General features: G+C 54.3%; 25 protein-coding genes and 1 other RNA gene. 10 read left to right on the top strand and 16 right to left on the bottom strand.

Annotated elements, in window-relative coordinates:
* Nucleotides 1–202 precede the first annotated feature (202 nt).
* Both dapB and QHL1GM_RS14505 read right to left on the bottom strand, forming a co-directional pair.
* Entirely contained in the window at nt 203–1009 is an 807-nt protein-coding gene (dapB, locus tag QHL1GM_RS14510) for a 4-hydroxy-tetrahydrodipicolinate reductase (protein ID WP_071695096.1), read from the bottom strand.
* Between the two features lie 80 nt (nt 1010–1089).
* Nucleotides 1090–1371 (bottom strand): DUF2218 domain-containing protein, encoded by a 282-nt coding sequence (locus tag QHL1GM_RS14505; RefSeq protein WP_071695095.1) that lies wholly within the window; start codon nt 1369–1371, stop codon nt 1090–1092.
* 264 nt (nt 1372–1635) lie between these two features.
* Here QHL1GM_RS14505 and QHL1GM_RS14500 point away from each other — a divergent pair, with 264 nt between their 5' ends.
* From QHL1GM_RS14500 to QHL1GM_RS14490, 3 genes are read left to right on the top strand one after another with little or no spacing between them, the layout of a single operon-like run.
* Entirely contained in the window at nt 1636–2769 is a 1134-nt protein-coding gene (locus QHL1GM_RS14500; protein ID WP_071695094.1) for an ABC transporter substrate-binding protein, read from the top strand.
* The gene (locus QHL1GM_RS14495) at nt 2759–3829 is read left to right on the top strand and encodes an iron ABC transporter permease (RefSeq protein ID WP_071695093.1); all 1071 of its coding nucleotides are present in this window, start codon (nt 2759–2761) and stop codon (nt 3827–3829) included. The genes QHL1GM_RS14500 and QHL1GM_RS14495 overlap by 11 nt, the downstream gene beginning before the upstream one ends.
* The gene (locus QHL1GM_RS14490) at nt 3823–4572 is read left to right on the top strand and encodes an ABC transporter ATP-binding protein (protein WP_071695092.1); all 750 of its coding nucleotides are present in this window, start codon (nt 3823–3825) and stop codon (nt 4570–4572) included. Before QHL1GM_RS14495 ends, QHL1GM_RS14490 begins: the two co-directional genes overlap by 7 nt.
* Here the strand turns inward: QHL1GM_RS14490 and QHL1GM_RS14485 are convergent.
* The 4 genes from QHL1GM_RS14485 to grpE form a co-directional block, all read right to left on the bottom strand.
* On the bottom strand, nt 4550–5461 hold the full coding sequence (locus tag QHL1GM_RS14485; protein WP_071695091.1) for a DMT family transporter: 912 nt from the start codon (nt 5459–5461) through the stop codon (nt 4550–4552). The genes QHL1GM_RS14490 and QHL1GM_RS14485 overlap by 23 nt on opposite strands.
* Nucleotides 5462–5550: 89 nt before the next feature.
* Nucleotides 5551–6696, bottom strand: a complete 1146-nt coding sequence (gene dnaJ / locus QHL1GM_RS14480) for a molecular chaperone DnaJ (RefSeq protein ID WP_071695090.1) — start codon at nt 6694–6696, stop codon at nt 5551–5553.
* 149 nt (nt 6697–6845) lie between these two features.
* A complete protein-coding gene (gene dnaK / locus QHL1GM_RS14475; protein WP_071695089.1) occupies nt 6846–8780 on the bottom strand; it encodes a molecular chaperone DnaK in 1935 nt (644 codons plus the stop codon).
* 157 nt (nt 8781–8937) lie between these two features.
* Nucleotides 8938–9579, bottom strand: coding sequence for a nucleotide exchange factor GrpE (gene grpE, locus QHL1GM_RS14470; RefSeq protein ID WP_071695088.1), 642 nt, complete (start codon nt 9577–9579; stop codon nt 8938–8940).
* A gap of 210 nt (nt 9580–9789) precedes the next feature.
* Here grpE and recN point away from each other — a divergent pair, with 210 nt between their 5' ends.
* Nucleotides 9790–11463 carry a DNA repair protein RecN gene (gene recN, locus QHL1GM_RS14465; RefSeq protein ID WP_071695087.1) on the top strand — a complete coding sequence of 558 codons (1674 nt, stop codon included), beginning with the start codon at nt 9790–9792 and terminating at the stop codon, nt 11461–11463.
* 166 nt (nt 11464–11629) lie between these two features.
* Here recN and fur read toward each other — a convergent pair whose 3' ends face one another.
* Nucleotides 11630–12082: a ferric iron uptake transcriptional regulator gene (fur, locus tag QHL1GM_RS14460; RefSeq protein ID WP_007111850.1), complete on the bottom strand. Its 453-nt coding sequence runs from the start codon at nt 12080–12082 to the stop codon at nt 11630–11632.
* A 72-nt stretch (nt 12083–12154) separates the two neighbouring features.
* Between fur and bamE the strand changes: the two genes are divergently transcribed.
* Nucleotides 12155–12613 (top strand): outer membrane protein assembly factor BamE, encoded by a 459-nt coding sequence (gene bamE / locus QHL1GM_RS14455; RefSeq protein ID WP_071695086.1) that lies wholly within the window; start codon nt 12155–12157, stop codon nt 12611–12613.
* A gap of 4 nt (nt 12614–12617) precedes the next feature.
* On the opposite strand, the gene QHL1GM_RS14450 is transcribed toward bamE, so the two are convergent.
* A complete protein-coding gene (locus tag QHL1GM_RS14450) occupies nt 12618–12935 on the bottom strand; it encodes an RnfH family protein (RefSeq protein ID WP_071695085.1) in 318 nt (105 codons plus the stop codon).
* A complete protein-coding gene (locus tag QHL1GM_RS14445) occupies nt 12925–13359 on the bottom strand; it encodes a type II toxin-antitoxin system RatA family toxin (RefSeq protein WP_071695084.1) in 435 nt (144 codons plus the stop codon). The genes QHL1GM_RS14450 and QHL1GM_RS14445 overlap by 11 nt, the downstream gene beginning before the upstream one ends.
* Before the next feature lie 125 nt (nt 13360–13484).
* On the opposite strand from QHL1GM_RS14445, the gene smpB reads away from it, so the two are divergent.
* Together smpB and ssrA are read left to right on the top strand one after the other, a co-directional pair.
* Nucleotides 13485–13976 carry an SsrA-binding protein SmpB gene (gene smpB, locus QHL1GM_RS14440; RefSeq protein WP_071695083.1) on the top strand — a complete coding sequence of 164 codons (492 nt, stop codon included), beginning with the start codon at nt 13485–13487 and terminating at the stop codon, nt 13974–13976.
* 45 nt (nt 13977–14021) lie between these two features.
* Nucleotides 14022–14401: a transfer-messenger RNA gene (ssrA, locus tag QHL1GM_RS14435) on the top strand.
* Between the two features lie 78 nt (nt 14402–14479).
* Here ssrA and QHL1GM_RS14430 read toward each other — a convergent pair.
* The 3 genes from QHL1GM_RS14430 to QHL1GM_RS14420 form a co-directional block, all read right to left on the bottom strand.
* A complete protein-coding gene (locus QHL1GM_RS14430) occupies nt 14480–14878 on the bottom strand; it encodes a lysozyme inhibitor LprI family protein (protein WP_083571039.1) in 399 nt (132 codons plus the stop codon).
* 170 nt (nt 14879–15048) lie between these two features.
* On the bottom strand, nt 15049–15732 hold the full coding sequence (locus QHL1GM_RS14425; protein WP_071695082.1) for a metal-binding protein ZinT: 684 nt from the start codon (nt 15730–15732) through the stop codon (nt 15049–15051).
* A gap of 266 nt (nt 15733–15998) precedes the next feature.
* A complete protein-coding gene (locus QHL1GM_RS14420; protein WP_007111857.1) occupies nt 15999–16205 on the bottom strand; it encodes a cold-shock protein in 207 nt (68 codons plus the stop codon).
* 369 nt (nt 16206–16574) lie between these two features.
* On the opposite strand from QHL1GM_RS14420, the gene QHL1GM_RS14415 reads away from it, so the two are divergent.
* On the top strand, nt 16575–17531 hold the full coding sequence (locus QHL1GM_RS14415; protein WP_071695081.1) for a calcium/sodium antiporter: 957 nt from the start codon (nt 16575–16577) through the stop codon (nt 17529–17531).
* Nucleotides 17532–17618: 87 nt separating this feature from the next.
* A complete protein-coding gene (locus tag QHL1GM_RS14410) occupies nt 17619–18176 on the top strand; it encodes a hypothetical protein (RefSeq protein ID WP_071695080.1) in 558 nt (185 codons plus the stop codon).
* A gap of 8 nt (nt 18177–18184) precedes the next feature.
* Here the strand turns inward: QHL1GM_RS14410 and QHL1GM_RS14405 are convergent, their stop codons facing one another.
* Nucleotides 18185–19984, bottom strand: coding sequence for a TRAP transporter fused permease subunit (locus QHL1GM_RS14405; RefSeq protein WP_071695079.1), 1800 nt, complete (start codon nt 19982–19984; stop codon nt 18185–18187).
* Between the two features lie 95 nt (nt 19985–20079).
* Entirely contained in the window at nt 20080–21057 is a 978-nt protein-coding gene (locus tag QHL1GM_RS14400) for a TAXI family TRAP transporter solute-binding subunit (protein WP_071695078.1), read from the bottom strand.
* A gap of 460 nt (nt 21058–21517) precedes the next feature.
* Here QHL1GM_RS14400 and nhaD point away from each other — a divergent pair, with 460 nt between their 5' ends.
* Nucleotides 21518–22996: a sodium:proton antiporter NhaD gene (gene nhaD, locus QHL1GM_RS14395; RefSeq protein ID WP_071695077.1), complete on the top strand. Its 1479-nt coding sequence runs from the start codon at nt 21518–21520 to the stop codon at nt 22994–22996.
* An 84-nt stretch (nt 22997–23080) separates the two neighbouring features.
* On the opposite strand, the gene QHL1GM_RS14390 is transcribed toward nhaD, so the two are convergent.
* Both QHL1GM_RS14390 and QHL1GM_RS14385 read right to left on the bottom strand, forming a co-directional pair.
* Complete coding sequence (locus QHL1GM_RS14390) at nt 23081–24919, bottom strand: bifunctional diguanylate cyclase/phosphodiesterase (RefSeq protein ID WP_071695076.1); 1839 nt, start codon at nt 24917–24919, stop codon at nt 23081–23083.
* 9 nt (nt 24920–24928) lie between these two features.
* Complete coding sequence (locus QHL1GM_RS14385; protein WP_071695075.1) at nt 24929–25600, bottom strand: glutathione S-transferase; 672 nt, start codon at nt 25598–25600, stop codon at nt 24929–24931.
* Nucleotides 25601–25679: the final 79 nt, after the last annotated feature.

Here is a 25679-nt window from a genome sequence, read left to right as displayed (position 1 = left end):
GCTTGTTGTTCGATGCCCTTCAGAGCCGCTTAGCTTTATCGTAATAGCCGCAAACTCGGGGGGCAGGCTTTGGGCTGGCCAACGCAACAAGCGCGCCGTTTGAGTTTTCTAAGCCACCCGGCCAAAATTTTTGAAATGTTACAGGAATTTTTGACCTAAAACTACCCCTTAGTGGCAGGGCTGTCCTAGCATTAGTAACTCCTTAATCCAAACCTAACACATCCTGCATATCGTAACGGCCACTCTCTTTGCCAGCGACCCAGCGCGCCGCGCGAACCGCACCTTTGGCAAAGGTCATCCGGCTGGAGGCCTTGTGAGTGATTTCGATGCGCTCGCCCTCTGTAGCAAACATTACCGTGTGCTCTCCCACGATATCGCCCGCGCGCACGGTGGCAAAGCCGATCTCTTTATCGGTACGAGGTCCGCACTGACCTACCCGCTCGAACACGCCATGCTCTTTCAGGCTGCGCCCCAGACTGTCGGCGATTACTTCGCCCATTTTGATCGCGGTACCGGAAGGTGCATCAACTTTATGGCGGTGATGAGACTCGATCACTTCAATATCGTAGCCTTCATCACCCAGCGCCTTAGCAGCGGTCTCGAGCAACTTCAGGGTTAAATTAACACCGACGCTCATATTGGGCGCGAACACCATGGCCACCTTGTCACGATAGCTATCGAGCTGGGCCAGTTCATCATCGCTCATGCCGGTGGTGCCAATCACGATACGTTTGCCGTGCTTGGCACAGAATGCCAGATTACCAAGAGTGACCTGGGGGGCCGTGAAGTCGATCAACACATCGAACTCATCGACAATCGACGCGAGCGAATCTACCGCAACGACGCCGCGCTTACCTACACCAGCAAGCTCGCCAATGTCAGCGCCTGCCAAGGAGCTGCCGGGCTCCACGATCCCACCGGCTAGCGTCGCCTCTGCATCCTGCTCTATAGCATTTACCAACGTACGGCCCATGCGGCCAGCCACGCCTACAATGGCAATTCGGGTCATGCGAACTCCTGCGCTCTGCGTTTCGGTGCGTAAGACTTATGTTTTCAAAATCAGCGCGATTATAGCAGACCAGCCGTTGTCTAGTTCTCCCAAACGATAGCCAGCTCTTCATCACCCGCCATTCGCACCAAGTGGCGCTCGACTACCCCCTCCAGTTCATCCAAATGCTCCTCTTCGAGGGTTTCGAGGGCCACCACTAATTTATCGGGCTCTGCGAGCATTAAGCAGGTACCGGTGGCAAACGTAATGGTGGCTTGCTGATCGCTTTGCTCGACCTCCAGCTTATGTGCCCAGTGTTTGCAGAGCCGGTTGATTAAACGCTCGGCGGACGGCGTGGCAATTTCAACACGAGATAAAGGCATAGTGGCCTCTCCAAAAATGTAAGTACTTGCTAACTAAAAAATGCTTCAACAGCGCTTTGCCTTTTAGCCAAATACGCGAAGCCATCGCTGCAGGATAAATGCTAAGAGCAAAGCGTAGCATGCTGACTATTAAGCGCTGCACTCCAGTAATGCCACCCAAACGCAAATAGGTTACAATAGCAATTGCATCTCTATGCTATCAAACGGTCAAAGCGCATCAGCGATGCCAGCCCTGTTAACCAATATCGACCAACGAGTTAAAAAATGCTCAGTTCTCCGCGCTTAAAAATTCTGCTTGGCACCCTTATCACTTTTGCTTGCGGTGCCACTGCTATGGCTGACGCTATCACCGTCACCGATGTCGCTGGCCGCCAAATCACTTTGGACGCCCCTGCCGAACGGGTTATTTTAGGCGAAGGTCGGCAAATTTATTTGCTTGGGTTACTCGAACCTGAAGAACCTTTTGCCCACGTGGTTGGTTGGCGCGAAGATTTTTCTCAGGCGGATCCCGATAACTATGCCCGCTACCTGGAGCGTTTCCCCGAGATCGAAGCGATCCCCACCTTTGGCGGCTTTAAAGACGGCACTTTTGACGTAGAGCAGGCCGCCGCGCTTAATCCTGACGTAGTGCTGATGAACATTGAGGCCAAAGCCGCCACAGAGGACGCCGCCTACGACGATAAGCTGGCACAACTCGGCATACCCATCATCTATGTAGATTTTCGTGAAGATCCGCTTGAGCACACGATTCCTTCCATGCGCATCATCGGCCAAATCATGGACGATGAAGAAGCGGCCGAAGCGTTCATCAAGTTTGCCGAAACGCAGCTGGCACGGGTAACCGATATCATCGCCGAGGCCAACCCAGAGCGCCCCAGCGTGTTTATTGACCGGGCCGGCGGCTACTCCGACGAGTGCTGCATGAGCTTTGGCCCTGCCAACTTTGGCGACTATGTCACCCTGGCGGGCGGTAGCAATATTGCCGAGGACATCATTCCTAACAGTTTCGGCAACCTGAACCCTGAACAGATTATTGCTGCCAATCCTGAGCATGTCGTTGTCACCGGCGGCAACTGGGATGCCTACGTGCCTGGCGGCAACTGGGTCGGCGTAGGCCCTGGGTCTGATATGCAGCTCGCCCGCACTAAGCTGGAAGCGCTGACCGAGCGTACCGCGATGACCGGCATCGAGGCGGTGGAATCAGGCAACTTCCACGCTATTTGGCACCAGTTTTACAACAGCCCCTACTACTTCGTGGCCGTGCAGCAGTTAGCCAAGTGGCTACACCCCGAGCTGTTTGAAGAACTGGACCCCAACGCCACGATGGAGGTGCTGCACGAGCGCTTCTTGCCCATCGACTATGAACCCGGCTATTGGTTAACGCTCCATGAGGACTGAAACAGGAACAAACGAGCACGTCTCCCAGGGGCGTGCTTTCTACCATAGCCAGGTTTTCCGCCGCCAAATGATACTGGCGGCTCTGGTTTTAGCGCTGTTTTTTAGCCTCTGCGTCGACCTGGCGCTGGGGCCCGCACGCTATAGCCTGGGTGAAGTGATCGCGGCGCTGTTTACCCCAGACAGCGTTAGCCAGCAGGCGCGAGTGATTCTCTGGGAAATCCGCATGCCGGTGGCGCTGATGGCACTAGTGGTGGGCGCCAGCCTGTCGGTGGCCGGGGCGCAGATGCAAACCATTCTGAGCAACCCGCTAGCCAGCCCGTTTACCTTAGGGATTTCCGCCGGGGCCAGTTTTGGTGCCGCTTTGGGTCTCGCCTTCGGTGTGGCGCTGGTACCTGCCGCCATTGAGTTTGTGGTGCCCATCAACGCTTTCGTGATGGCTATGTTCACCGCATTCTTGATTCATGCCTTAAGCCTTAAGCGCGGCGTGACGGTAGAGACCATTGTGCTGCTGGGCATCGCCATGGTGTTTATCTTCAACTCGCTAATGGCGCTGATTCAGTTCTTTGCCAGCCAAGAGGCGGTCTCCACAGTGGTGTTTTGGACGATGGGCAGTTTAACCAAAGCCACCTGGCCCAAGTTCTGGATCGCCCTTAGCATTCTTGCCTTGTCCATGCCGCTGCTTGCCCGGCATGGCTGGGCGCTGACCGCCATGCGCCTGGGCGATGCCAAAGCCGAGAGCATGGGCGTCAACCCCCGCGCGTTGCGCTTGGAAGTGCTGGTGCTGGTGTCACTACTCGCCGCCATCGCGGTGGCGTTCGTGGGCACTATTGGTTTTATCGGCTTGGTGGGCCCGCATATTGCGCGCATTTTACTGGGCGAGGATCAGCGCTTCTTCTTACCCGGCTCGGCCCTGTGCGGGGCACTGATCCTCTCTGTTGGCTCGGTCATCTCCAAGATCATTATCCCCGGCACCATTATTCCCATTGGTATTATTACCTCGCTGGTGGGCATTCCCTTCTTCCTATTTCTGGTGCTTAACCACAAGAAGGCCTCATGGTAACCCTACAACTGAACCGTGTATCCGCCCGTTACGGTCGTCGCCCTATTCTGGAAGAGATCACCACGCCCTGCTTTCACGGTGGGCAAGTCGTCGCCCTGCTGGGCCCCAATGCGGCGGGTAAATCGACGCTCTTTCGCCGAGTATTAGGGTTATTGAAAGGCGAAGGTGAGGTGGTTATCAGCGGCACCAGCGCCGAGCGCCCCGTGGGCTATATGCCCCAGGACACCGGCGCCAAGGCCGTGCTGACGGTATATGAATCGGTGCTTTTGGCGCGTATGCAGGGGCGTGGATTAAAAGTGCAGCCCGAGGATTTAGCCCAAGTTGATCGCGCGCTGGAGGAGCTCTCTATTGCGTCCCTTGGCGAGCGTGATACCGGCGACCTTAGCGGCGGGCAGCGCCAGCTGGTTAGCGCTGCTCAAGCTCTGGTACAAGAGCCCGAGATTTTGATGCTGGACGAGCCCACTTCGGCACTCGACCTTAACCGCCAGATTAGCCTTTTGACGGTGCTGCGCCGTCTGGCCGATGAGCGCCAGATGTTGATTCTGGTGGCACTCCACGACCTGGGGCATGCGCTACGCTTCGCTGACGCGGCCATGATGCTCGAAAATGGCCGCTTGATTGCCTGCGGCCCCACCGCCGATGTGATTACGCCTGCGCTGCTGCATCAGGTTTATCGGGTATCTGCGCGTATCGAATCCTGCTCAAAAGGTCAGCCGCAGCTTATCGTCGAATCGGCCATTTAGCCTTTAACCTAAGCCGCCGCCCTTCCATCGCCGCTAGCGCCACCCCGGATAACATGAGCGGTAGCGCTAGCAGGAAGCCGCTGGAGACCGGCATTCCAAACAGCACCCAATCGGCGAGCACGGGCCACACCAGGGCAATATATTCGAAAGGTGCCAAACGCGATGCCTCGGCGTAGCGCAGGGCTAATGTCATCGCGATATGCGCAGCACCGCCAAACAGGCCTGATAGTACTAAAAGCGCGAATTCGACCCTGGTAAGCGCCGCCCAACCCAGCGGTAGCGTCGCCAGCCCGGCTAGCGCGGCCACCAAAATAAAGTAAAAAGCGATTGAGGCGGCACTCTCCGTTCGTGAAATTCGCCTGACGGTCAGTAGCGCCCCAGCGGTTAATAGCGCACTCAACGCCCCTAGCGCGTACCCGGTCGCTTGGCCATTACTGGAACTGGCATTGAGTCCAGGCAAAATCAGCACGGCAACCCCGGCAAGCGCCAGCACAACGCCACCCGCGCGATTAAGCGAGAAGCGCTCTCCCAATAGCAACACCCCACCTACCGCCATAAAGACCGGCGTAAGCTGAGCGAGCAGGGTTGCTTCCGCCACTGGCAACAGCGCCACCGCCGCAAAAGAGGCAAACATTGCCGCAGCCCCCAAGCCAGAGCGCAGCGCATGACCCAACGGGCGGCGCGTCGCCAACCCGCGTGGGAATTCCCGCCGCAGCAGAAGGAAAACGACGATAGGCAACAGCGCAAACAGCGAGCGAAAAAACACCGACTGGCCCACAGGCACTTCGTCACTGACTGCCTTAATACACACCAGCATCCCGGTAAAAAGCAGGCCAGAAAGTACCCGCAGCAAAATGCCCATGGTGGGCCTTTCTTCAAGATGATCCATTACGCGCAGCATTCCCTAAACAGCAAAAACCCCCGGGTGAACCGAGGGTTTTTGGACTAAACGCTTACCTGCTTACTATTATCTCAGACTTACGGCTTCATATCTTCAAAGAAGCTTTTCACGCTGTCGAAGAAGCCGGTTTTCTTCGGTGAGTGGTTGTGGCTGTTGCTGTCGTCGAAGCTCTTTTGCAGCTGGCGCAGTAGGTCGCGCTGCTCGTCGTTAAGCTTCACCGGTGTTTCCACTACCACCTTGCACAGCAGGTCGCCGGGCATACCACCGCGCACGGGCTTCACGCCTTTACCGCGCAGGCGAAACAGCTTGCCTGTTTGGGTTTCCGGCGGAATCTTCAGCTTCACACGGCCATCTAACGTCGGCACTTCAAGCTCGCCACCTAGCGCTGCATCGACAAAGTTGATCGGCACATCGCACTGCAGGTGCTTACCGTCACGCTGGAAGATGTGGTGCGGCTTGATGGCCACCTGCACGTATAGATCCCCAGGCGGGCCACCGTTCACGCCGCTTTCGCCTTCGCCATTCAAGCGAATACGGTCGCCGGTATCCACGCCGGGCGGAATCTTAACGGACAGCGTGCGCGTCTCACGTACCCGAGCTTCGCCATTACACTTATGGCACGGCACTTTAATGTGCTGGCCAGAGCCATGACAGGTGGGGCACGTTTGCTGCACGGCAAAGAAGCCTTGCTGCATACGTACTTGGCCGTGGCCGTGACAAGTAGGGCACGTCTCTTTAGAAGAGCCTGGCTCAGCGCCACCGCCATCACAACGGTCACACTCGATATGCCGCGGCACGCGAATATCCACCGTGGTGCCTGAAACGGCGTTCTCTAAATCCAGCTCTAGGTTATAGCGCAGGTCGGAACCACGTGCCGGGGCATTGGGGCCACGGCGGCGTCCACCACCTCCACCAAAAATATCGCCAAACACATCGCCGAAAATGTCGCTGAAATCGCCAGCGCCAGCACCGCCGAAACCACCGCCGCCACCTTGACCATCAACGCCCGCATGGCCGAACTGGTCATAGGCAGCACGTTTTTCGCCGTCGCTAAGCACTTCATACGCTTCGGACACTTCGCGGAATTTTTCCGCGGAGTTGGTATCGTCCGGGTTTCGATCAGGGTGGAATTTTTGCGCCAGACGGCGATAGGCCTTCTTGATCTCTTTCTGATCGGCCCCTTTTTCGACACCCAGGACTTCGTAATAATCGCGTTTGGACATAGGCCCTACGCCTCCTGGTTAGCTACGCACTCAACTGCACATTTAGCCATGTATTCAACTCTATACTTAACTACGTGCGTCTTGGCCGCGGAAACAGCAACGCGGGAGTAAGCTCCCGCGTCACCGCTTTCCTTGGCAGAAAGAGGATGTTACTGCTTTTTCTGATCGTCGTTGACTTCTTCGTACTCGGCGTCAACCACGTCTTCGTCCGGCTTGGTGCCCGCGTTCTCGGCACCTTCACCGCCCTCTTGCTGCGCCGCTTCGGCCTGCTCGGCGTACATCTTCTGGGCTAGCTGGCCAGAGGCTTCGGTCAGTGCATCCAGTTTCTTCTGAATGTTATCGACGTCGTCACCTTTAACCGCTTCTTCCAGCTCGCTAATGGCCGTTTCAATCGCCTGCTTCTCATCGTCAGTCGCTTTGTCGCCAGCTTCTTCCAACGTTTTGCGCGTAGCGTGAATCATGCCGTCAGCTTGGTTACGCAGCTGCACCAGCTCTTCGAACTTTTTGTCCTCTTCGGCGTGAGCTTCGGCATCGCGTACCATTTGCTCGACTTCTTCCTCGGACAGACCGCTAGACGCCTTGATGACAATCGACTGCTCTTTGCCAGTAGCCTTGTCTTTTGCCGATACGTTCAGAATACCGTTGGCATCCAGGTCGAAGGCGACTTCGATCTGCGGCACGCCGCGCGGTGCAGGCGGAATATCAGCAAGATCAAAACGACCCAGCGACTTATTCTGCGACACTTGCTTACGCTCACCTTGTACGGCGTGAATGGTCACCGCCGTCTGGTTGTCATCCGCCGTAGAGAAGGTTTGTGTCTTCTTGGTCGGGATGGTGGTGTTCTTATCGATCAGCGGCGTCATCACGCCACCCAGGGTTTCGATACCCAAGGTTAGCGGAGTAACGTCGAGCAGCAGAACGTCTTTAACGTCGCCACCCAGTACGCCGCCCTGAATCGCTGCACCAACGGCAACCGCTTCGTCCGGGTTAACGTCTTTACGTGCTTCTTTGCCAAAGAAGTCAGCGGCTTTCTTCTGCACCATCGGCATACGTGTCTGGCCACCGACCAGGATCACTTCGTCGATTTCAGAGGCAGATAGGCCTGCATCTTTCAGGGCCATTTTGCACGGCTCGAGCGAGCGCTGAACCAGCTCTTCTACCAGCGACTCCAGCTTGGCGCGTGTCACCTTAACGTTAAGGTGTTTCGGACCAGTGTTGTCGGCGGTGATGTAAGGCAGGTTCACGTCGGTCTGCTGGGCGCTGGAAAGCTCAATTTTGGCTTTTTCAGCAGCTTCTTTCAGACGCTGCATGGCCAGGTTGTCGCCGGATAGGTCAATGCCGCTGTCAGACTTGAACTGGTCTACCAGGTAGTTGATCAGCGCAAGGTCAAAGTCTTCGCCGCCCAGGAAGGTGTCACCGTTGGTGGCCAACACTTCAAACTGAGTTTCGCCGTCAACGTCAGCAATTTCGATGATAGAGATATCGAAGGTACCGCCACCCAGGTCGTAGACCGCTATGGTTTTGTCGCCGCGCGATTTGTCCATACCGTAGGCCAGTGCGGCAGCGGTCGGCTCGTTGATGATGCGCTTAACGTCTAGACCCGCGATGCGGCCAGCGTCTTTGGTCGCCTGACGCTGGCTATCATTGAAGTAGGCCGGTACGGTAATCACCGCTTCGGTGACCGTTTCGCCCAGGTAGTCTTCGGCGGTCTTCTTCATTTTCTTCAGCACTTCCGCGCTCACCTGCGGCGGTGCCATTTTTTTGCCTTTTACTTCAACCCAAGCATCACCGTTGTCAGCTTCGGTGATTTTGTACGGCACCATCTTGATGTCTTTCTGGACGACGTCGTCTTTAAAGCGACGGCCAATTAGACGTTTGATGGCGTACAATGTGTTTTCTGGGTTAGTAACGGCCTGACGTTTAGCCGCCTGACCTACCAGCGTTTCACCATCATCGGTATAAGCGATGATAGAAGGCGTCGTACGGCCGCCTTCGGCATTTTCAATAACTTTAGCGCTGTCACCATCGAGCACGGCCACACAAGAGTTAGTGGTGCCCAGGTCGATACCAATTATACGTCCCATAGCAATACCTCGAATTCGGTTGTTACAAAACTGAAAATTTAGTTTTAAAAGCTTGTCTGCGGGTTTCCCCGCGGGGTTGCCCTTTATTTGGGGGCCGCCGCTGACATTTCAAGGGCTTTTTTAACACTCTCTTTTCACACTCTGTGCCGCCAGTGGCTTAATCGGCTTTTTTACTCACCACAACCATCGCCGGGCGCACTAGGCGTCCATTGAGCAAATAGCCTTTCTGCATAACGTCCATCACGGTGTTCGGATCGAGATCCGGGTTAGGCACCATGGTCATGGCTTCGTGCACCTGCGGGTCGAAGGGCTCACCATGGGGCTCAATGCTTTCAACGCCGAACTTGTTGAGCACATCCACCTGCATTTTCAAGGTCATGGAGACACCTTCACGGTGAACTTCCGAGGCACCCTCTTCCATGGTCTCAAGCGCTTTTTCCAGGCTATCCACTACCGGCAGCAGCTCTTTAACAAACTTCTCAAGCGCAAATTTGCGGGCTTTTTCCGCTTCCTGCTCAGCGCGACGGCGCACGTTTTGCGCTTCAGCGGCGGCGCGCAGGGCTTGATCCTTGGCTTCGGCCAAATTCTGCTCTAACTCGCCTACTTGGGCTGCCAGCATTTCCGCTTCCGGGTTGTCGACGCTGTCTTCTAGCGCCTCTTCATCATTGATCAACCCTTCCAGCTCGCCCTCCATCAAGCGCTCTTCAGCGACTTTCTCAGCCGCTTGCTCGGCGCCATCGGCTTCTTGCTCGTGGCGAGCCAGCTCATCATCCATTGGTGTTTGCGGTTCTTTCGCCATGTTGTGCTCCTCAAAAATAGGGCGCGGCCACGCGGGCAACGCGCAAAGAAGTAAGCTTTAAGTCACTAGCTTTAACTGATCATGCAGGCTATATGGGGGCCATAAATTCCATCTCAAGAGGTGCATTGAAGTGAGTTATTAACTACTGTATAAATCAACAACTATTGGATAAGTATCCAGCTTCTATGCTGTACCGCCCCAGGAGGCGCCATGCTTACTCAGCTAGCTATTCAAGATTTCGCCATTGTCGATCACTTAGAACTCGACTTGACCGGCGGTATGACCGCGATTACCGGGGAAACCGGGGCGGGCAAATCGATCCTGTTAGGCGCCCTTGGGCTCTGCCTGGGCGAGCGTGCCGACGCCGGAAGCGTGCGTCATGGCCGCGAGCGTACGGATCTCTCCGCACGTTTCGATATTCAGCACCTGCCCGCCGCCGTCGAGTGGCTAACGGCTCGTGAACTGCCTGCCGAAGAGTGCTTGCTGCGCCGTGTCGTCACTGCCAACGGTCGCTCCAAAGCGTGGATTAACGGCCACCCCGCGACGATCTCGGATCTAAAATCCCTGGGCGAACAGTTGATCCAGATTCATGGTCAGCACGCCCACCATGCGCTGATGCGTGAAGAGACCCACCTTGCTCTACTGGACGATTACGCGGGCCTCAACGATGCCACCACTCAATTAGCCGAAACCTTCCGCGAGTGGCGCAATGCGCGTCGGCAGTTAAAAAAGCTGAGCGAAGAAGGCAGTGAGGTAGAGGCCAAACGGCAGTTGCTGCATTACCAGGTTGAAGAGCTGGATCAGCTCGGTTTAGCGGAAGGTGAATTAGCCACGCTAGAAGAGGAGCAGCACACCCTGGCTCACGCGGAAGAGACCCTGCGCGAAACCCAGTTTGCCGCCGACTGCTGCGCCAGCGACGAGGGCGGCGCGCTCTCTTTACTCAACCAAGCGTTCGCTCACTTAAGCGCGCTGCCGGGTAGTGACAAAGGCACCCTGGCAAACACGCTTGCCATGTTGAGCGATGCGCGCATTCAAGTGGAAGAGGCTTCCAGCGAACTTAATCGCTTGGCCAGCACCACCGAATTAGACCCTGAGCGGCTCGCCTGGGTTGAAGAGCGAATGACTGACGTGCATCGGATTGCCCGCAAGCACCACGTTGCCCCTGAAGAGCTATGCGCCCTGCATGCGGACCTACAGCGGGAAGTCGCACAGTTAGAAGAGGGTGGCAATGACTTGGAGGCACTCAGTGCACGGGTAGTTGAGCTACGCGAAGACTACCGCCAAGAGGCGAAAAAACTCAGCGAGAGCCGTCAAAAAGCCGCGCTTCGCTTGGGCAAAGAGGTGCAGCAGCAGTTAGGCTTTTTGGCCATGGGCAAAGCTCGTTTTGAAGTGGAGGTCACCGCCAAAGACGCACCCTCCCCTGACGGCCTTGATCGTGTGCAGTTTCTGATTAGTGCCAACCCCGGCCAGCCCGCTCGCCCATTGACCAAAGTCGCTTCCGGCGGCGAATTATCGCGGATTAGTCTGGCGATTCAAGTGGTCGCGGCGAAGCACTCAACGGTGCCTAGCCTAGTGTTTGACGAAGTGGATGTGGGCATTTCGGGGGCCACCGCTGAGATCGTCGGCCAACTACTGCGCAAACTGGGCGAAAACGGCCAAGTAATGACTGTGACTCATCTACCCCAGGTGGCAGCACAGGCGCACCAGCACCTACATATCGAGAAACAGGCGAAGCGCGATACAACGCTAACCCAGATGGCACTACTCGACGAGCAGGGGCGCATCAGCGAACTAGCACGCATGCTAGGCGGTGTGACGCTTTCTGACCAAACGCTCGCCCACGCACGGGAGATGCTGCACGCCAGCCAACGCCCGCCACACTGATTGAACGGGCGCCTTACGCCATTTTGCTGCATCTCTATTCAGCACATCTGTACGTAGCAAAACAAACGCCCCTGATCTACTTGGTGAATTCAATAAATTTCGAATTCGATCCAGTAGATCAGGGGCGCTCACATTTCTGACCGCGATTAACGGCGACCTACGAACGCTATTTCTTGTTCGTCGGCCCGCTGTCTTGGCGCGTCACGTCTGAACCGCGCGGACGCACATATAGCACCAGAGCATGATCTACTAGTTCGTAGCCGTGCTCCTCAGCGATTTCTTGCTGACGACGCTCAATGATTTCATCAACGAACTCAATGATTTCACCGCTTTCAAGGCACACCATGTGGTCATGGTGATCCTCTTGGGTCATCTCGAATACCGCATGGCCTCCGTCGAAATTATGACGAATTACCAAGCCCGCTGACTCAAACTGAGTCAATACGCGGTATACGGTTGCCAAGCCAACATCTTCGCCCGCATCAATCAGTGTTTTGTACACTTCTTCCGCGCTAAGGTGGTGCTGACCCGAAACATTTTCGAGAATTTGAAGTATCTTGACGCGCGGCAGGGTCACTTTCAGACCGGCTTTGCGCAATTCATGGTTCTGATCGGCCATGGTCGCTCTTCGCAGTAACTGGTTAGGTCGGGTATGATCAACCGAAACCACGATAGTGAAGAATAGGCCCAAATGCAAAAATTGACTCGAATCATCACACTCTCCGTCGCCCTGACCGTTGTTAGTGGCTGTAGTTACGTCGGCGTTTATAAGCGCGATATTCCCCAAGGCAACCTGGTCACTCAGGAGATGGTTAGCCAGCTTCAACCAGGAATGACCCAAGAGCAGGTTACTTATGTGATGGGTAGGCCGTTGCTCGAAGCACCCTTTGACGCCAGCCAGTGGGATTATGTGTTTCGTTTAGATAAGGCGTACGGCGACGTAGAACAGCGCCGCGTAACGCTCACCTTCGATCCTCAAGGGCGCTTAGCGAACATTGAGCAAGAGGGCGATTTATCCAAGGCGCTGCCGCTCGAAGCCGAAAGCAGCATGGGCCCCGCAACGGAAGGCGTTGATCCAATGGATGCGCTACCTGAAGAGAGCACCCAAACGCGGCCGCCATCGAACGTACAGCCCGTTCAACAGCCTTAACGCGTTATCGCTCCTGGTCGCTCGCTTGGCGCTTAGCGCGCTCCAGGCGAGCGGCCTTGGGGTCAATCGCCAATGGCCGATAGACTTCTACCCGATCCCCATCGCGCAATAACTGGGTATCGGGGTTGCGTATCGCCTTACCGAAGATACCCAACGGTGCCTGAGCAAACGTATCTCCAGGCACATCAGGAAACAGCGTGGGTAAATCGGCCAAGGCAACGGCTTGGCGCGCAGTAGTGCCGTCAGGCACTCGAAGAGCCACTATGCGCTGTTTAGATGGAAGCGCATAGGCGACCTCAACGGCCAGCGTTTCAGCGCCCATACAGCTCGTTAGCGCGCTTGGTGAAGGCATCGACTAGCTGGCCGGCGATTTGCTGAAAGAGTTTTCCGAACGCCATGCCAAGCAGACGATTGGCGAACTCAAATTCCATCTCAAGGCTCACTTTGCAGGCACCATCTCCCATGGGGATAAATAGCCAGCGACCTTTAAGCCGTTTGAATGGCCCTTTTACCAACGACAGCTCAATACGCTCAGGCGCAAAAAGTTCGTTACGCGTGGTGATCGTTTGCTCGACACCGGCGCGCCCAAGGGTCATTTCGCCGATCAGATGCACATCATCGTGTTCAAGCAAACGCGCCTGACGGCAGCCTGGCAAAAACTCCGGGTAGCGCTCGAAGTCGTTAACCAGATCGAACATTTTCTGGGGGGTGTGCCGCACTAAGGCGGAACGATTGACGGTTGGCATTGACCTCTCCGCTGACTTCACAGTGCCCAAAGCGTATCATGGGAAATATTTTTCAGACCCTAAATGGTATCACGCCTCCCCAAATAACGAAGGGGATGCCACTGACAGATTAATTATGAGGTTCCATGGCCACTAAGAAAGGTAACAGTAAGGGCCCCGGTAGCAGCGTTATTGCCCAAAATAAGAAGGCACGGTTTGAGTACCATATCGATGAGACCTTCGAGGCAGGGCTATCACTCGCTGGCTGGGAAGTTAAGAGCCTGCGCGCCGGTAAAGCCCAGCTCACCGACACCTATATTTTGGTTCGCAACGGCGAAGCGTTTCTGCTGGGTAGTCATATCATGCCGCTGAATACCGCGAGCACCCATGAGATTGCTGACCCTACACGTACCCGCAAACTGCTGCTGCATCGCAAAGAGATCGCTAAAATCTTTTCGATCACCCAGGACAAAGGCCACACCTGCGTGCCCCTTAAACTTTACTGGAAGCGCAATAAAGTAAAATGCGAGCTGGCACTGGTAACGGGCAAGCAGTTGCATGATAAACGTGCCACTGAAAAAGATCGTGACTGGAACCGTCAAAAAGGCAGAATCATGCGGGAACATACCAAGGCTTAACTGGTCAATTGGCAGTGAGCACGTTAGAATGCTCACTTGTAATAAGGGGGCGACATGGTTTCGACGCCGGTGACAACCCTTGCGGTGCATGCCGAGAGCGTGATGTATCTCGTAAATCCCACATCACGAAAAATAGTCGCAAATGACGAAAACTACGCTCAAGGCGCGCTAGCAGCTTAAACACTGTTAGCTTCTTGTCTGGCCCCAAGGTGATGTGCCTATTCATCACTGAGGGGATACGAGCTAAAGCTGATAGGACCGCGGTTGGTGGTGTCTTCTCGCCAATCGTTAAACTTTAGAAGGCTCGCGTAGCTGAATCCTGATCGTCGGAGTCAGTCGCGTTAAATCAAATGACGAAATCTAAGCATGTAGAGCCAATAGGCGCGTGCTGGCGGACGCGGGTTCAATTCCCGCCGCCTCCACCACTTTACTATACAAATCAAGCACCTACGGGTGCTTTTTTTGTGTCTGTCGCACTCCACCTGTCCTCAAAAGAACGCCTTTTAGCGCGGACAGCTCAAATCCCCTTCTTCGCAGCTAGCATGCTCACGCAATCTCTCCGTGCGCTGTTCTGTGAGTACTTTAAGGCACCCATTACGCACCATAGGCTGTGCGCTTCCGCCCTCTACCGCGCTACTTTCATACGCACACTCGCCATCACGAAAGCCAATCCAGGCCCGCTGCGCCGCTCTAAGTTTTTCAAGCGAGCCTGGATTACTTGCCAGCTTGCCCACCAGCGCTTGGTAAGCCTCGTTCAGCTTGTCATCGGCCGTTTGGTACGACATTGCCGTGCACTGGTTTAGTTCTGTTTGCGTATTCGCGTTATCACACGCCGCGCTAGCCATGGCATAGCCACTTGTAACCAAAAGCCCGGCGACCAGAAAGAATTTGAACAAGCGCATAGTCAGCGTCCCTCTCACGTTTTTTGGTAGCACCACACACATGTAAGCTTAGGCCTAATTTTCAGACACAACATTTCATTTAACCCATAAAAAGCAAAGCGCCAGCATTTCTGCCAGCGCTTTGTTTCTTACCCACCTATTAAGTTGCAGCTATTATTTATCGCCACTAATTAGTGAGCCAGCATCTCATCGACGATTTCATCGCCACTTAGCTCAGAAGGATAATAGGTAGGCCAGTTCGTCACTTCTTCTAGCAGCGCTTCACGATCATCACCCCAGTAGAGGTGGTAGTGATGCGCATCAGTGGGATAAATGCTGTGGTCGCTAAATTGGATATACTGAGGCAAATCGTCAGAGGCTTCTTCAAGCGCATAGATAAACCGTACACCTCGGTTACCTGCTTGGTAAGTTAGAATTTCATAGCCATCGTATTGGTATTCGCCTGCTTTCTCTTCACCATTTTCATAGAAGGTGACGCTATTGCCATCGATAACGATACGTTCGACACCCGTTTGATAACCGATATCATAATAGGCTTTGTACTCTTCGGCGGTTTTATCGCCACTTTCTGCCTTCTGCGTAAACACTTCGTCAAGCGTGCCATCTTTTAGGTAGGGATAAACGGACTGCCAATCGCCTTCCCAATCAGAAAGCGCACGATCCTCAACCTGCTCATCATCAAAATAGCCTGAATAGATATCGCTATCGTGGTCGTGGTCGTGGTCGTGGTCGTTATGAGTATGGTCGTGATCATGCTCATGGTCATGATCACTGGCGCTAACGCCTTGAACGCTCGTCAATATCAGTGCACTCAATACAAGCGCGCTGGCGGCCTTAAGTGGTAATGCTGTCATATTCGGTTTCCCTTTGGCTGTTCGTACAACAAGCCGCCAAAAAGATACAATATAACATACCAATCAATCAAGCTCGTTTTTGAATTACGCGAATAAACACCTATAAAACTAAGGAATTGATCGTAGAGCTTTTGCTGATCTAATAGCGGATACAGCTGTGCTTAGGGAAGTATTTTTTGGCAGGCACGAACGCATCGGGCCCCGCCTAAGCGGGGCCCGATCATCATCGAACCTAAACGGTTCGAGTACTTAAATAATCGCTAGGATTAAGAAAGCAGCTTGATGTTTGAAGCTTGAAGGCCTTTCTGACCCTGGGTAACGTCAAAAGAAACGTTAGCGCCTTCCGGAAGGGTTTTGAAGCCATCAGACTGAATTTCAGAAAAATGAGCAAAAACGTCATCACTGCCGTCAGAAGGAGCGATAAAGCCAAAGCCTTTAGAATCGTTGAACCACTTAACTGTGCCAGTTGCCATGATATTAAATCCTTTTCGCAAGTCGCGAATTGTAGAAATCCTGGTATTACCCAGATAAATAGTGAGTAGAACAAGGAATACAATTACAGACTACCGAAAGAATTCGAATGTTTCTGGAACCATGCTTGCTTGCTAACTTACTAACTGCGCACATCCTGCCACGTAGGCAGCAGCAGGTCAAAGCCTTTGTGCTTTTTAATTTATTGTTCTGCCTCTTATAGAGGTTTTTAAACCGCGCAAATTACCCAAAATAGTCTTAATCTTGCCAGTGAGCTAGGCACTACTAATCCGAACGCCTAGCAGGCTTGGCTTACCCGGCAAAAACCGCCTCATTCGCGGCCTGGCGAGCACTTTAGAAGGGAACTTAACATGCTATATGGACTTAGTTTGTTGGCGGGCATCGCCTTGTTGACCCTCGGCGGGGAGTCGCTTATCCGCGGCGCGGTGGCTGGCGCACGAAGAGTCGGGGTTTCGCCACTGCTAACAGGGCTTGTGGTGGTTGGTTTTGGCACCTCGGCTCCTGAGCTTGTCGTTTCGATTGATGCCGCGATTAACCAGCAGCCTGACATTGCGATTGGCAACATTGTGGGCAGCAATATCGGCAATATCTTATTAATCCTGGGCATGTGTGCGGTTATTTGCCCGATGGTGGTTCAACCTTTAGCACTGCGCCGGGATGGCCTGGTAGTGGTGTTAGCCAGCCTGCTGTTTATTGGGCTCTCATTCGGCGGAGCACTGGGGCGCGTCGATGCAGCAATTTTTATTGCGGGCCTCATCGGCTATCTTGTTTGGGCCTACTTAAGTGAAAGCCGTCAGCACATTCCCGCAGCGGAAATGCACGCTGCAGAAGCAGAGGAGATGACCAAACTCCCCACCACAGGCTGGATGATCGCCGTAGCGCTAGTGATTGGTTTGGGCATGCTGATTGGCGGGTCACAGCTACTCTTATACGGTGCCATTGGGTTGGCCCAGGCTATGGGCATTTCCGAAGCGGTGATTGGCTTAACCATCGTCGCCGTAGGCACCTCACTGCCAGAGATGGCCGTGTCGGTGATTGCCGCATTACGCCGTCATGCGGATGTTGCCGTCGGGAATATTCTGGGCAGCAATATTTTCAACCTGTTAGGCATTCTGGGTATCTCCGCGTTTTTACAGCCGTTGCCCCTTGCGCCACGCGTGGCCATGTTTGACCAGTGGGTAATGCTGGGAGCCGCGGGCGTACTGGTGCTGTTTTTGTATACCGGTATGCGCCTGTCGCGCTGGGAAGGCGCGGCACTGCTCGCAGGCTATGCCGCTTATATAGCGTTAAGCTTTACGATCTTTTGAGATGATCTAATCGTCGATTGCGATGAGCCAAAAGCCCCCAACGCTTTTGGCTCGATGACTTGATCATTTAGCGTGGAGAAAATCACCGTGCACATTGCAACCTTGGGGCCTAGTGGCAATAACCATGAACTGATTGCCAAGCGCTATCTCAAAATGCGCTGCTCAGGCGAAGGCAGCATTACGTTATTTACCTGCTTTGAAGATGCCTTCCAAGCACTGATCAACGGCCAAGTAAGCCATGTGCTGCAGTGTACCGCCCACTTTGCCCATAGCGACTGCGTCGGCCGCTATATGCATTGCGCTTACCCTGTGGATACGTTTATTGCCGGTAGCAAGCCACTAGCGCTGATTGCCCAACGCGCCTCTGTTCGCCCCACCCAGGTAGTGCTACAACCAGCAACTCGCTACTACACTGACTTAACGGCCTATGCAGAGATCATTGACGCCCCCACCACAGTGGCGGTGGCAGAAGGACTTCTCGCAGGCCGTTTTGAGGCGGGCATATGCGCTGAAGAGGTGCTAGGGCAAGCCCCCGAGCAACTACGCTTGGTGCAGTCCCTCGGGCCTGCGCTGGATACCTGGGTAATGTTTGCCACCACCCCACTACCCGCCTCTTCGCCGCTACGGCTGGACGCTGACGGTTAAACAAGGAGCTAAACTACAAAGATCAGAATAATGCCTCCCACGATCAATGCGCCTCGCTGCCACAGCGCTTTTCGCGCAATAACCCCGTAAGAGATCGCACCTAAACCAATCGCCACTTTCAGCGCATCCAACAAGGCGCCGGAAGGGTTAAAGGCCAGTTGGATCATCTCTGGGTTGGCCACCATGGCCAGGGGAATAATATACAGCCCTATCCCTAACGCCATGGCTTTGAATGCGACTTTTAGCCAGTTCTCCCCCACCATGCCCGCAGCGATAAACACGCCGCCACACACCGGCGGCGTGATCGTCGAGAGCAGCGCGTACCAGAATACAAACAGATGCGCCAAAAGCGGTTCCAAACCTAGCGAGGTCAGGGCAGGCCCGGCAACAGAGACGCAAATCACATAGGCGGCAGTGGTGGGCACCTCCATACCTAAAATCAAACAGGCGAGCGCCGTTAGTAGCAAAGCTGGCCAGAGCATGTCGTTGGAGAGCGATAGAATGCCCGAGGTAATCTTGACGCCCAACCCCGTCAACGACAGCACGCCGACCACCAGCGAGGCACACAGGATAATGGCGCCAATGACGGCAATCTGACGCCCAGCGGTGACCGCTGCGTCGGCTAAGCGGCTGGCAAAACCCGGAAGCGAAAAGCGCAGCGTCACGTTAAAGAACAGCAGCACAATGCCCGCGAAAATCGCAATGCTGGCGGCGTACTGGGGCGTAAAACCGCCGTTAAAAATACGCTCTAACAGCAGCACGAAGGGGATGGCGAAAAACAGCGAGGTAATCACTACCTCTTTCACGCCGGGGCGCTCGCTTTCGGCCACGGGCTTTAGATCATGCCGGGTCGCATAGGCATTAATACCCACCCAGACAGTTAAAAAGTACAGCACCGCTGGAAGCATCGCCGCGGCCATGATTTGTGTATAGGGCGTGCCGGTCAGTTCCACCATCACAAATGCCCCCGCGCCCATCAGCGGCGGCATAATTTGCCCGCCGGAGGAGGCAACGGCTTCCACCGCACCAGCCAGCGAACGGGGGTAACGCAGCCGCACCATGGAGGGGATAGTGATTGCCCCAGTGGAGGCAACGTTAGCGGACGCCGAGCCGGAGATAGAGCCCATCAGCGCCGACGAAATCACCGCCACTTTAGCGGCCCCGCCGGTGAGACGCCCCGCCACCGCACTGGCCAAGTTCATAAAGCCCTGGCCCGCCTCTCCCGCATTGAGCACCGCGCCGAAAATCACAAAAATAGCCACCACGCTAACGCTTACCCCCGTTAGCGACCCCCATAATCCACCTTCGGCAATCGTGAGCGTGCCCACCATGCTGGCCAGCGGCAGACCAGGGTGACCAAAAGCGCCAGGAATATACTGCCCAAAGGCGCCATACATCAATGCCAGCAAGGCCACCAACGGCAGAGGCCAACCAATGGCTCGGCGCGCCGCCTCAAGCGCTAAAGCCATCAAAAACAGGCCAATGCCCATCTGTAGATGGGTATCAATAAAGCCGTACTGGTTGGCTAGCGCAGCTTCGTTAAACGCGATATAGCCACATGCTGCAACACCCAATACCGTTAGCAGCCAGCCGCTTACTCGCTGCATGGGCGTATTGGCCATATAAATCAGCACCCATGGCAACAGCAGCGCCATATGCAGCGGCCGGCTGACCAGCGCAGGCGTTAAACCATAAAAAATCAAGCCAAGATGAAATACTACACTGACAGCGCCTAACGCCAACCAGCCAGGCGCTACTGAGCGATCATCCACAGGGGTCGCCACTTGAGAAGAGGTAAGAACACGCATGCCTTGTTGCCTATCAATACAGCATCAATACAGGACTGCCACAGTGCAAGCACCGTGGCAGCGGGAAGTGTAAGTTGGTCGATGCAAGAAAACGGCTAACGCAGCGCGTCAGGCACCTCGATGCCCGCTTCCTCGTAGTAACGCAGCGCGCCTGGGTGAAGCGTACCGGTCATGTTTTCCAACATATCAGGGCTAATGCTGCTCCACCACGCCGCCTCTTCGGCCATGGCGTCGCGGCGCTCCCAAAACGTTTTGGTCAGCGTGTAGGCGGTCTCGTCGTCCATATACGTTGTGGTGTAGGCGATCACCGGTAACGAAGTGGTTTCAACGTCTTTATCCACGCCGGGATAGGTACCGCCGGGGATCGTTTGGCGTGGCGCTCCGGTCTGCTCGATTTGCTCGTCAGTCAGGCTAACCAAGGTCACTGGCATGCTGGCCGCAGTCTCAATCACATTGGGTGAGGGGAAGGAGCTGGCGGTCACAAAGCCATCAATCTGGCCGTTTTTAAGCGCATCGGGGCCACTGCCAATCGCCGCATCGGCAATTTTCACACTCTCTTCCAGGCCAAACAGCTCCAGGTAACGAGCCGCTTCACGGGCGCCAAAGGTGCCGCGGCCAATCAATAGGTGCTTGCCTTCCAGCGCGGTAATATCGATCACGCCTTCGTCACCCGCCAACACAAAGTGCATGGTGATTGAGGGAATCGGGAATAGCCCCCGAATTTCTTGAAAGCGCGGATTCTGACGCTCGGCAAAGGCGCCCTCCCCGGCCATGGCCTGATCGACTAACGCAGGCGGCGTGGTAAATACGTAATTGCCTTGGCGAGCCATGACTTCCATCACGTTCTGTACCGAGCCCTGGCTCTCTTCCAGGGTAAGGATGATAGCGTCATCGGTACCTTGGCGAATCGCTTCAGAGAGCTCTACACCCATCTGGTAATAGGCGGTGCCCGCGGAAGCCGATTTATAGGTCACACGAGTTTCAGCACTGGCAGAGATAGCAGTACCTGCCAAGGCGAGCGTAGCCACCGACAGGCCAAGCGTGCGACGTAGGGAGCGAAAGGGGTTGCGCATCGTTATATTCCTTAACGTATCCAGTGGCCGTTTTTAATCGGCCTCGTTTTTATCTTATCCAGTCATTACATGACCAAGCTAAGAGCGTGGCGCACCTCAACATATCACGACTGCACTTAGCCGGGCACTCTCTGCCACCGACCTGCACACCACCCTGACAATATTCACGAGGTGTTTTTTAAAACAAAACATTAGCGAAAACAGATATAAGACATGAATCTTTTCTAACAATGCTATTCGGCAATCGTATAATTTTTAATCGAATATTATTCGTTTTATAAAACTAATACTGAAAAATTTACCATTACCTAAAAGATTAATTTACTAAAAAAAGATGCTATTACCCTAAGAAGAACTACTTTCGTTCGTTTTAATAAGGTATTGCGGCGCAATATAGGCTGATAAAATGTGGCTGCTTTTACACTACTCCTGACAACTTAACCTTGAGGAAGAACGTCACATGCCTACGTTGTGCCAACCCTCTTGCCAGCCACGATTATCTCGTCGCTGGTTTTTTTTGTTAGCGGCCTTACTATTAGGCGTAAGTCCCAGTGCTTTTGCAGTGACCGGTGAATTAGATCTAACCACCTCTGCAGTTGGCTTTTTCGCGGTAGCGATTTTCGTCCTGGCGTATGCGTTAGTCATGGCGGAAGAAAAGATTCACATGCGTAAGTCTAAACCGGTGTTAGTGGCGGCCGGCATTATCTGGAGCCTCATCGGCTGGGTGTATGTCCAAAACGGCATGTCGGAAGCGTCTGAGTACGCTTTCCGCGTCACGCTTTTGGAGTTCACCGAGCTGATGCTGTTCTTGCTGGTGGCCATGACCTACATCAACGCCATGGAAGAGCGCCGGGTCTTTGATGCGTTGCGTTCCTGGATGCTGCGCAAGGGCTTCAACTACCGGACGCTATTTTGGCTGACCGGCGGTCTCGCTTTTGTACTGTCGCCAATTGCCGACAACCTCACTACCGCGCTGCTGATGTGTGCGGTGGTGACCAAGGTGGCCGAAGGCAACCAGCGCTATATTAACCTGGCCTGTATCAATATCGTTGTCGCCGCCAACGCCGGGGGCGCGTTTAGCCCGTTTGGCGACATTACCACCCTAATGGTATGGCAAGCAGGCATGGTCGAGTTCCAGGAGTTCTTCATTCTGTTCTTCCCCGCCTTGGTCAACTTCCTGATTCCTGCCTCCATTATGAGTCTGTTTATCAAGGATGAAAAACCCGAAAGCGTTTATGAAGATGTGTGGATGAAGCGCGGCGCCCGGCGTATTGTGCTGCTGTTTTTATTGACGATCATTACCGCCGTATTGTGCCACGTTGTGCTCCACCTACCCCCGGTATTAGGCATGATGACCGGCCTGGGCTACTTGCAGTTCTTTGGTTACTACCTGCGCCGCAGCCTGCCTCGTTCGTTGGAACGTAAGCGCGAGCGCTATAGCCGCCGCGGCGACAACAAGAAGCTTGAGCAATTGGGTAGCGTGGTGCCGTTCGACGTTTTCAACCGTGTAGCGCGCGCCGAGTGGGACACTTTGCTGTTCTTCTACGGGGTCGTTATGTGTGTTGGCGGGCTTGGTTTTATGGGCTATCTCGGCTTGCTGTCAGAAGCACTGTATACCGGCTGGAACCCTACCGCGGCTAACATTGTATTAGGCATTGTTTCGGCCGTGGTGGACAACATTCCGGTGATGTTTGCAGTGCTGACCATGGAACCGGATATGTCCCATGGCCAATGGCTGCTGATTACGTTAACCGCTGGCGTTGGCGGCAGCTTGCTATCGATAGGCTCTGCGGCCGGCGTGGCGGTAATGGGTCAGGCAAGGGGCTCCTATACGTTTATGGGCCACCTACGCTGGTCGCCGGTTATTCTGCTCGGCTACATCGCCAGTATTTTGGTGCATATGTGGCTTAACGCCGATAGCTTTGCGCTTTTCAGCTAAGCCAGATAGCTAGATAGATAGCTAGCTAGACGCTAACCTTTACCCCTTTTCAGCGTGCTGAAGAGGGGTTTTTTATATAACCGCTTAATAGCTCTCAAAAAGATACTCAATCGGCGTCGGGCGACCAAATAGATAGCCTTGGTAACGGTAACAGCCGTGGCCTCTTAACCAATCGAGCTGCTCTTTTCTCTCCACCCCTTCCGCAACCACGGTTAAGCCTAAACTCACCGCGAGAAGAATCGTGGTATCAACAATCGCAGCGTCTGTCTTATCGGTCAGCAGTTCGTGAATAAATGATTGATCGATTTTCAACTCATCCAGCGGCAAGCGCTTCAGATAACTAAGTGATGAGTAGCCAGTACCAAAGTCATCCAGCGCAAAACGAATCCCCTTAGCACGCAATTTCAACATTGTACTGCGCACTCTAACCGGCTCGTGCATCAACAGGCTCTCGGTAACTTCGAGCACCAAGCGGCTCGGCGGTGCCTGGGTTTCTGCTAACAGTGCCTCGACATCACGCACGAATTCCGGCTGCTGAAACTGCACTGAACTCACGTTGACGGAAATACTTAACGGCGCATAGGCCGGTTGACGCGACCATTTCGCTAGCTGCTCGCAGGCTGACCGCAGCACCCAGTGACCGATAGGCACAATCAACCGATTCTCCTCCGCAAGCGGAATAAACGTCGCGGGGGAAACCCAACCACGCAAGGGATGGTACCAGCGCAACAACGCCTCAACGCCAGTGGTCACGCCCTGATGGTCGACCTGCACTTGGTAATGCAGAGCCAGCTCGTTGCGCTTGAGCGCCTGATGCAAATCGGCTTCTAAACTCGCCCGTTCCAATACACTGGTCTGCATTTCGCTGTTAAAAAAGCACAGCGTATTACCGCCCGCGTATTTCGCCTGCTGCAACGCCATATCAGCCTGTTGCAGCACGCTATCCATGCTGTGTTCGCCCGCTCCTGTAAACAGCGAAATGCCAATGCTGGCACTGATCGGTAGCGTGGACCTGTTTCTTACTTGGGCAATGATGTCCAGCAGTTGGCGCCCCACACGCTCGGCTTTAAGCGCGGCGCTCGTCTGTTGCTCGCCCAGGTTATTGATTAGCACAACAAACTCATCACTACTAAAGCGCGCCAGCATTACCTCTGAATCAAGCCGCTGGCGTAGTTGTTCAGCAACGCCAATCAAAAGCTGATCGCCACTCTCATGGCCCTGAATATCATTCACTAAGCGGAAATTATCCAGATCGATCACCAAGACCGCGCTGTAGGACGCGGCCCACTCATCATGCTCAATAGCGGCAGTTAGTGAGTCCATCAGCAGCCGCCGGTTGGGCAGCCCTGTTAGCGAGTCATAGAAGGCCAGGTAGTGGGTGCGTGACTGCATTTCGAGATAGTCAGTCAGTTCGGTCGAAATACCGCACAGGGAGGGGGTCGCACCGGGCGACATGGCAAGCGGCATTTTAATCGATAAGAACGTTCTTACCCGGCTTTCGCCTTGCAAGACATTGCTCTCCTCCACCGTTACTTTATTCCCCGAAGCCAATACGTTGCGATCAACCTGCTTGATTTCAGCGGCGCTCCCGGCATCAAAAAACGCCTCATCGCACTTACCGATAATTTTGTCGGCGGATAGGCCAAATAGATCGCTAATACGGCGATTAACGTATTGGTACTCTAAGGTCGGGGATTTGATATAAATAAACGCATCAACGCTATCCAGGATAGTCGCCAGCATCTCTTTATTGGTCTGTAGTAGCGCCCGGTCATGCTGCATACGCCGCTTAAGCAACAGGTTGCCCAGCAGCGCCAAAAGGAGAAAAACGAGCAGCAAGGCGATACTCCAACGCCCCAAGTTGTCGTCAATGCTGCCCAGCAGCTCCGCCGGGAGAGCGGCAGCAGAGGCTAAAGAGTCCATAGCGGCTGGTCACTGACCAGGCATGGTAAGCGGGCCCGCTCGCTCTACCACTCGTTGCCAAGCGGCGTCTTGCTCAATGCGTGATACAAAAGCGGCAATGGCAGGATATTTTTCCAACGACTGTACGGCGGCCACCGCCTGTAGCGGGAAACTCATTTGAATATCAGCGCCACTGGGCCACGGCCCGGCAAAATTACCCTGTGCCGACAGATGTTGATTAATAAAGCTAAGGTGCTGTTTAAGCTGCGGCGCCAGGAAGCGCTTGCTTACCGTATCGCTAATCCCTTTAGCCAGCGGCTTAATCACCCAAGGTGACTGTTTGGGAATTTGGCTAAACACAAGCTGCATTACCAGAAGTGGCATTAATGAGCCTTCGGCATAGTGCAACCAGTAGCGATAATCCACCCACGCACGCATGTCATCTGACGAAGGCTGACAGCGTCCTTGCCCGTAGCGCTGTACGAGGTAATCAATAATCGCCCCTGACTCAGCCACTGTTAGATCGCCATCGGTAATCACCGGAGACTTACCCAGCGGATGGATTTTTTTCAGCGAATCAGGTGCTTGCTGTGTTTTGCCATCGCGTTGGTAAACCACCAACTCGTAGTCCAGTTCAAGGGCTTCAAGTAGCCACAGTATGCGGTGCGAACGAGACTTTTCCAGATGGTGAACGTGGATCATAAACACTCCATGGGGCTGAATTGTACGCCAGCGTTGCGCTGGCGACATTTTCCTTTTCTATAGGCACATTTAGCTTAGT

It is taken from the genome of Halomonas sp. QHL1, assembly GCF_001882345.1.
In the GTDB taxonomy this organism is placed as follows: Bacteria; Pseudomonadota; Gammaproteobacteria; order Pseudomonadales; family Halomonadaceae; genus Vreelandella.
The sequence above is the reverse complement of the archived record's forward strand: the minus strand, read 5'-3'. Positions and strand labels throughout refer to the sequence as shown.

What these genes read in the sequence shown, in the direction of transcription:
- dapB (WP_071695096.1), bottom strand. Translation starts at nt 1,009, where the DNA reads ATGACCCGAATTGCCATTGTAGGCGTGGCTGGCCGCATGGGCCGTACG.
- QHL1GM_RS14505 (WP_071695095.1), bottom strand. Translation starts at nt 1,371, where the DNA reads ATGCCTTTATCTCGTGTTGAAATTGCCACGCCGTCCGCCGAGCGTTTA.
- QHL1GM_RS14500 (WP_071695094.1), top strand. Translation starts at nt 1,636, where the DNA reads ATGCTCAGTTCTCCGCGCTTAAAAATTCTGCTTGGCACCCTTATCACT.
- QHL1GM_RS14495 (WP_071695093.1), top strand. Translation starts at nt 2,759, where the DNA reads ATGAGGACTGAAACAGGAACAAACGAGCACGTCTCCCAGGGGCGTGCT.
- QHL1GM_RS14490 (WP_071695092.1), top strand. Translation starts at nt 3,823, where the DNA reads ATGGTAACCCTACAACTGAACCGTGTATCCGCCCGTTACGGTCGTCGC.
- QHL1GM_RS14485 (WP_071695091.1), bottom strand. Translation starts at nt 5,461, where the DNA reads ATGGATCATCTTGAAGAAAGGCCCACCATGGGCATTTTGCTGCGGGTA.
- dnaJ (WP_071695090.1), bottom strand. Translation starts at nt 6,696, where the DNA reads ATGTCCAAACGCGATTATTACGAAGTCCTGGGTGTCGAAAAAGGGGCC.
- dnaK (WP_071695089.1), bottom strand. Translation starts at nt 8,780, where the DNA reads ATGGGACGTATAATTGGTATCGACCTGGGCACCACTAACTCTTGTGTG.
- grpE (WP_071695088.1), bottom strand. Translation starts at nt 9,579, where the DNA reads ATGGCGAAAGAACCGCAAACACCAATGGATGATGAGCTGGCTCGCCAC.
- recN (WP_071695087.1), top strand. Translation starts at nt 9,790, where the DNA reads ATGCTTACTCAGCTAGCTATTCAAGATTTCGCCATTGTCGATCACTTA.
- fur (WP_007111850.1), bottom strand. Translation starts at nt 12,082, where the DNA reads ATGGCCGATCAGAACCATGAATTGCGCAAAGCCGGTCTGAAAGTGACC.
- bamE (WP_071695086.1), top strand. Translation starts at nt 12,155, where the DNA reads ATGCAAAAATTGACTCGAATCATCACACTCTCCGTCGCCCTGACCGTT.
- QHL1GM_RS14450 (WP_071695085.1), bottom strand. Translation starts at nt 12,935, where the DNA reads ATGGGCGCTGAAACGCTGGCCGTTGAGGTCGCCTATGCGCTTCCATCT.
- QHL1GM_RS14445 (WP_071695084.1), bottom strand. Translation starts at nt 13,359, where the DNA reads ATGCCAACCGTCAATCGTTCCGCCTTAGTGCGGCACACCCCCCAGAAA.
- smpB (WP_071695083.1), top strand. Translation starts at nt 13,485, where the DNA reads ATGGCCACTAAGAAAGGTAACAGTAAGGGCCCCGGTAGCAGCGTTATT.
- QHL1GM_RS14430 (WP_083571039.1), bottom strand. Translation starts at nt 14,878, where the DNA reads ATGCGCTTGTTCAAATTCTTTCTGGTCGCCGGGCTTTTGGTTACAAGT.
- QHL1GM_RS14425 (WP_071695082.1), bottom strand. Translation starts at nt 15,732, where the DNA reads ATGACAGCATTACCACTTAAGGCCGCCAGCGCGCTTGTATTGAGTGCA.
- QHL1GM_RS14420 (WP_007111857.1), bottom strand. Translation starts at nt 16,205, where the DNA reads ATGGCAACTGGCACAGTTAAGTGGTTCAACGATTCTAAAGGCTTTGGC.
- QHL1GM_RS14415 (WP_071695081.1), top strand. Translation starts at nt 16,575, where the DNA reads ATGCTATATGGACTTAGTTTGTTGGCGGGCATCGCCTTGTTGACCCTC.
- QHL1GM_RS14405 (WP_071695079.1), bottom strand. Translation starts at nt 19,984, where the DNA reads ATGCGTGTTCTTACCTCTTCTCAAGTGGCGACCCCTGTGGATGATCGC.
- QHL1GM_RS14400 (WP_071695078.1), bottom strand. Translation starts at nt 21,057, where the DNA reads ATGCGCAACCCCTTTCGCTCCCTACGTCGCACGCTTGGCCTGTCGGTG.
- nhaD (WP_071695077.1), top strand. Translation starts at nt 21,518, where the DNA reads ATGCCTACGTTGTGCCAACCCTCTTGCCAGCCACGATTATCTCGTCGC.
- QHL1GM_RS14390 (WP_071695076.1), bottom strand. Translation starts at nt 24,919, where the DNA reads ATGGACTCTTTAGCCTCTGCTGCCGCTCTCCCGGCGGAGCTGCTGGGC.
- QHL1GM_RS14385 (WP_071695075.1), bottom strand. Translation starts at nt 25,600, where the DNA reads ATGATCCACGTTCACCATCTGGAAAAGTCTCGTTCGCACCGCATACTG.